The 6,074-nt window shown below is 66.7% G+C and carries 3 protein-coding genes; 1 reads left to right on the top strand and 2 read right to left on the bottom strand.

Annotated elements, in window-relative coordinates; genetic code table 11:
* Positions 1-99: 99 nt before the first annotated feature.
* Together pepN and ACN0T5_RS17145 are read right to left on the bottom strand one after the other, a co-directional pair.
* The gene (pepN, locus tag ACN0T5_RS17150) at positions 100-2,745 is read right to left on the bottom strand and encodes an aminopeptidase N (protein WP_417769837.1); all 2,646 of its coding nucleotides are present in this window, start codon (positions 2,743-2,745) and stop codon (positions 100-102) included.
* Between the two features lie 122 nt (positions 2,746-2,867).
* Positions 2,868-3,695 (bottom strand): alpha/beta hydrolase, encoded by an 828-nt coding sequence (locus tag ACN0T5_RS17145; RefSeq protein ID WP_417769836.1) that lies wholly within the window; start codon positions 3,693-3,695, stop codon positions 2,868-2,870.
* A gap of 268 nt (positions 3,696-3,963) precedes the next feature.
* Here ACN0T5_RS17145 and ACN0T5_RS17140 point away from each other — a divergent pair, with 268 nt between their 5' ends.
* Positions 3,964-5,871, top strand: a complete 1,908-nt coding sequence (locus ACN0T5_RS17140; RefSeq protein WP_417769835.1) for an adenylate/guanylate cyclase domain-containing protein — start codon at positions 3,964-3,966, stop codon at positions 5,869-5,871.
* Positions 5,872-6,074 lie beyond the last annotated feature (203 nt).

Below are 6,074 nucleotides of genomic sequence, written 5' to 3'. Positions count from 1 at the left end.
TGCGAGTCCCGTGCCGCCGGCGCGGGTGCGCCATCCGCACGAGGCTTGTCTCCTTGTTGCGGATGGCGGGAACATCTTCAAAAAGGGGAGTTTTCCGGACTATTGCAGGCAGCGGTCGACAATGTCGCGCATGTCGGCCGAGAGCCCGTCGTCCGAAGCCAGGTGCCGCAGGGCCGCCTCGGCGTGCTTGCGCCGCTCCGGTTCGAGCGCCCGCCAGGAGCGGAAAGCCGACAGGAGGCGGGCCGCCGCCTGCGGATTTCTCCGGTCGAGCTCGCGGGCAAAGCCGGCAACATAGTCGAAGCCGGCGCCGTCGGCGCGGTTGAACTGGCTCTGGTTGCCGGTCGCGAAGGCGCCGATCAGGGCCCGGACCCGGTTCGGATTGCCGGCGGAGAAGGCCGGGTGACGGGTGAGCGCGCGCACCTTGTCGAGCGTTTCGTCCTGCGCCGCGGTGGCCTGCACCATGAACCACTTGTCCATCGCAAGCGGGTTCGCCTTGTGGCGTGCCGCGAAGGAGGCAAGTGCGTCCTCGTGGCCAGGCAGGGCGGCGTGGACAAGCACGTTGAGCGCGGCGAGGCGGTCGGTCATGTTGTCCGCCTGCTCGAAATGGGCCCGCACCAGCGCGCCGTCGCTGCCGCTCTCGCCATGTCCGATATAGTCGAGCAGGACATTGCGCAGGGACCGGCGCCCGGCCGCGGCGGCCTCGGGCGAGAACGCGTCGGTGCTGGCAAGGCCGGCATATTCGGCGGCGATGGCCCGTGCCATCCGGTCGGCAATGGTGCGGCGAACTGCGGCACGCGCGATCCTGATCGCCTCCGGGTCGACATCGTGACCGATTTCACGGGCGATGTCGGCCTCGCCGGGCAGTTGCAGGCACAGGGCACGGAAAGCGTGTTCAAGCGTGCCGTCGACCGTGTTTGCCTCGATCGCCGCGACAAGCGCGTCCGGCAGGGTCACCGGTTCCTGGCGCGCGACGCAGGCACTCGCCGCGATCAGCGCATTCATCACCACCGTCTGAAGTGCGGCCCAACGATTGAAGGGATCGCTGTCGTTGGCCGCCAGGAACAGGAGGTCCTCGTCGGCAAGGTCGCTATTCAGCGACACCGGCGCCGAGAAGCCGCGCAGGATCGAGGGCACGGGCCGTTCGGCGAGGCCGGTGAAGGTGACGGTCTGCGAGGTTTCGCGCAGATGGATGACGTCGCCGGTCATCTCCGCGCCCGTGACCGAGGCTGGCCGAAGCTCGCGTCCATCCCGCCCGATCAGCGCGACGCGGACGGGAATGTGCATCGGCTTCTTGTCGGCCTGTTTCGGGGTGGGCGGCACCTGTTGGCGCAGCGTCAGGGTGAAGCGGCCCGTTTCCTTGGCGTAATGGCTTTCGGCACGCACCATGGGCGTTCCGGCCTGTTCGTACCACAGCGCGAATTGCGCGAGATCGACGCCGCTCGCTTCCTGGAAGCAGGCAAGGAAGGCCTCGATGGTGGTCGCCTCGCCGTCGTGGCGGTCGAAATAGAGGTCCATGCCGGTGCGGAAGGCGACGTCGCCGAGCAGGCATTTCAGCATCCGCACGACCTCCGAGCCCTTCTCGTAGACGGTGGCCGTATAGAAGTTGTTGATCTCGTGATAGAGGCGCGGGCGCACCGGATGGGCGAGCGGGCCGGCGTCTTCCGGGAACTGGTGCGACTTGAGCAGGCGCACGTCGGCGATGCGCTTGACCGCGCGCGAGCGCTGGTCGGCGGAGAACTCCTGGTCGCGGAAGACGGTGAGACCTTCCTTCAGGCAGAGCTGGAACCAGTCGCGGCAGGTGATCCGGTTGCCGGTCCAGTTGTGGAAGTATTCATGCGCGATCACCGTCTCGATGCCGGCATAGTCCTGGTCGGTGGCGGTGTCCGGCTCTGCCAGGACGTATTTGTCGTTGAAGATGTTGAGGCCCTTGTTCTCCATCGCGCCCATGTTGAAGTCCGAAACGGCGACGATGTTGAACACGTCGAGGTCATAGGCCCGACCGAACGCCTCCTCGTCCCAGCGCATGGAGCGCTTGAGGCTGTCCATTGCCCAGTCGCAGGCGCCTTCGTTGCCATGCTCGACATAGATGTTGAGGGCGACGTCCCGTCCTTCGCTGGTGGTGAAGCTGTCGCTCACCCGGGCAAGGTCGCCGGCGACCATCGCGAAAAGGTAACTCGGCTTGGGATGCGGGTCGTGCCAGATCGCGTAGTGGCGGTCGGTGCCCGGCACATCGCCGTGTTCCACCGGATTGCCGTTGCCCAGCAACACCGGGGCATCGCCTTTGCGGGCTTCGATGCGGGTGGTGTAGACGGCGAGGCAGTCGGGCCGGTCGAGGAAATAGGTGATCCGGCGAAAGCCTTCCGCCTCGCACTGGGTGCAATAGGTGCCGTTGGAGCGATAAAGACCCATCAGCCGGGTGTTGGCGTCGGGATCGAGCTCGGTCTCCATCTCAAGCGTGAAGGGGCCGGCGGGCGGCGACAGGATTTCCAGCCGGTCGGGCGATACCCGGATCGCGTCTTCCGCCAGTACCCGACCGTCGAGCGCAAGCGCGACAAGCTTCAGCTCGTCACCGTCGAGAACCAGGGGCGTGCCTGCCTCGGTTCCTTCGGCCGGGCTGACGGCCAGCCTTGCCCGCACCCTGGTCGCCTGCGGCGCGAGCCGGATGTCGAGATGCACCGTGGTGATCCCGTAGGCGGGCGGGCGATAGTCCTCGAGGCGGACGGGGGCGGGGGTTTCTGGACGCATGGATGCTCCTTCCTGCGAGGGATGCGTGCTTGCGGGCGTTGCCGGGCAGAGGCAAGCCGACAGGAAAACCGGCACGCTCGCATTGATACGGGTCATGTTCGCCGCGTCGGGGCGGCGCGGGATCAGCAGATGGCGCGGGCCATCGAGACGAACGCCGCGGTCAGGTCGCTGGCCGGATCGGCGAGGGGCGCGATGACGGTGAAATGGTTGTCCTGGCCACGAATGTCGAGTTCCGTGGCGACGCCGCCACGTCCCCAGGCATCGGCGATGACCCTGGACTGGCGGATGAACTCGGAGGATTCGCCGCCGCCGACGGCGGCGATCAGTCGGGTTCCCATGGGTGCGGCCAGCGCCACCGGCGACACCTCGATCGCCTCCTTGCGGTCGAGGCGCAGGTTCGCGTTGATCGAGGTGCCGATCAGCGGCTGCAGGTCGAAGACGCCCGAGATGGCGAGGCCCGCCGGCACCAGCCGGGGCGGCAGGCCGCGATTTCCCCAATCGGTGGCAAGCAGTGCCGCGGTCAGTTGTCCGCCGGCGGAATGGCCATAGGCGATGACCGGCTTGCGGTAGCGTTCCCACAGATGCCCGGCAAGCTGGCGGACCTCCTCGACGATATCGGCAACCCGAACCTGCGGGCAGAGCGAGTAGTTGGCAACCGCCACGGGCAGGCCGTGCGCGTTCGGCCCGTGCGCCATGTGGGAGAAGTACGACCGGTCGAGCGCCTGCCAGTAGCCACCATGCAGAAACAGCGCGATTGCTCCCGTCGCCGGCATCCCTCCCGCCGGCAGGAACAGGTCGTATCGCGCCCGCTCGCCGAGTTCATAGGCAATTCCGGTCTGGCAGTCGGCGCTTTCGCGATAGGCGGCAGCGTCGCGGGCCCAGCCGTCGATGATCGTCATGTGGTCGGGAACAAGCGCCCGGTTGTTGTATTCGGCCTCGTAGTCGATCACCCGTCTGTGCTCCCCTCGTGCCTCGCGCCGGCGGGTCCGGACCCTAGCCGCTGTGCGGATGCGAGTACAGTGACGCCGGCCTCCCTGGCGCAGGTTGTGCACCGAAGCAGTAACGTGTTGCATCGACCCGGATTTGACGTCGCGGGGTCGCCATCGTGCCGCAATCCGGCGTAAGGTGTCGCCATTGGACGAGACAACCGTTGCGGCGCCCCACGTTTGAAACCGACATGCAGGCGCCGGCATTCACGGACAGGGACGACTGCCAAGCATGATACGCCGGCTGAGTAGATACGGACGTGGGCGGATGCGCGGCATCTCGATGACCTGGCTCGTCGGCATCGCCTTCGGTGCGCTTGTCGGCGTGTCGATGCTGCTTGTGCTCGGCCTCGCCGTCACGGCCAATATGCGCAACACCTTTTCGCTTCTCAACGACAAGGCGGTGTTGACCACCAACGCGCTGGAGCGGAGGCTGCGCGACCATCTTGACCTGGCCTCGGGCGCGGTCGTGCAGTTGAAGGCGGTGTTCGAGAACCGGTCCCTCGACAGGGGCAGCCTCGAGGGCTTCCGGCCGGAGATCCTGGCTGCGGTGCATGCCAATCCGGCGCTCGATGTCCTCGTCGTCACCAACATCGAGGGCGACGAATACGGTGTCTACCGCTCCGCCACCGGCAAGCTCTGGCCGTTCCAGCGCCAGCAGGTGCCGGAGGAGGCGAAACGCTACATCCTTCCCAAGATCGCGGCCGGCTCGCCGGCGACATGGGGCCCGCTGGTGAAGTCCGGCGACGTGCTCTACGCCAATGTCACGGTTCCGCTGGCAACCGACGGCGTCCTGAAGGGATATCTCACAGCCGCGGTGTCGATCGACGAGCTCGGCCGGACCGCGCGCCAGCTTGACGACGGTCCCTTCGCCACCGTCTTCATCATCGCCAATGGCAACGAGGTGATCGCCCATTCGGATATCGAGGACTACGCGAGACCGGACGGTGAGGCGCCGAAACTGCCTCTGACGGTCGACGAGCTGGGCGACAAGGCCTTGATGAGGCTGGCGACCGCGCCCACGCTGCAGAATTTCGAGCGTGCCAGCGCGGCGGGCGTCGAGGTGCGCGATCTCGAAAGCGATGACGGCGGTCCGGACTTCCTGTCGATGACCAAGATCATCGCCGGCTATGGACCGGGCGTTTGGACAGTCGGGCAGTACTATGTCGCCTCGACCATTTCACGCGAGGTGCAGCGCCTGTTCGGTTCGGCCGTGGTCGGTCTCGTCTCGATCCTGGTCGCGCTTGGCCTGTCGGTGCTTCTGGTGCGGCGCGCGGCGCGGCCACTGTCGGAAATCTCCAGGCGGGCGCAATTCGTCGGCGATCTCGATTTCGACCGGGTCGAGCCGCTGCCGCGCAGCCGGGTGCGTGAACTCGATCAGGTCTACCAGGCCTTCAACGCCATGGTGATCGGCCTCAAGGCGATGAACACCTATGTGCCGCGCTCGCTGTTCCGCAAGCTGATGCGCCTCGGCGTCGACCAGGCGGCGGTCGCGAGCGAACGTGACCTGACCTTCATCTTCACCGACATTGTCGGGTTCACCTCCCTGTCGGAGAACCTCACCGCCGCCCGCACTGCAGAGGTACTCAACGAGCATTTCGCTGTGCTTGTCGGCGCGGTCGAGGAGGAGGGCGGCACGGTCGACAAGTTCATCGGCGACGGCATGCTGGCCTTTTGGGGCGCACCCGACGAGCGGCCCGACCATGCGATCGCCGGCGCCCGGGCGTGCCTTGCCATTGCCGCGGCGCTGCGCGAGGCGAACCGCGCCGCGCGCGCGGCCGGACGGGAGCCGATCCGCATGCGCATCGGCCTGCATTCGGGGCGCGTGGTGGTCGGCAATGTCGGGGCGCTCGACCGCTGGAACTACACCGTTGTCGGCGATGCGGTGAATGTCTGCGAGCGTCTTCAGTCCTTTGGCCGGGATGTCGCGCCGGAGGACGAGATGGTGATCCTGGCCAGCGACACGGCGATGGCCCGCATCCGGGCGCAGGCCGGCGGCCTGCTTGCCGGTTGCGCCACCCGTGTCGGCACGCACAAGCTGCGCGGGCGCAGCGGAGCGATCGCCGTATGGCGTGTCGACGACACGGTGACGCCAGACGAGATTGTGCCGGTGCAAGGCGGTATCGAACTGGCGGGTTGATCCGGTGTCCGCAATGCGCACGGTTTTTTCCGGTTGCCGTCATGGTTTTGTGATGCCGGTCACATGCACCTGCTGTAGCAGTGATATGTGCGTATGGGGGCACATGTCGGGGAATGAACTTTCACGACAGGACTTGCCTCCTATAATGGCCCGATCAATCGCCGGAACAGAGGGGCGAAAGACGAGGGTGCCAGGAGGAGGGC

Source organism: Stappia sp. (assembly GCF_048261845.1).
GTDB lineage: Bacteria > Pseudomonadota > Alphaproteobacteria > Rhizobiales > Stappiaceae > Stappia.
The sequence above is the reverse complement of the archived record's forward strand: the minus strand, read 5'-3'. Positions and strand labels throughout refer to the sequence as shown.

Bases quoted from the DNA above. Each gene is read 5' to 3' on its own strand.
- pepN (WP_417769837.1), bottom strand. From the start codon at position 2,745: ATGCGTCCAGAAACCCCCGCCCCCGTCCGCCTCGAGGACTATCGCCCG.
- ACN0T5_RS17140 (WP_417769835.1), top strand. From the start codon at position 3,964: ATGATACGCCGGCTGAGTAGATACGGACGTGGGCGGATGCGCGGCATC.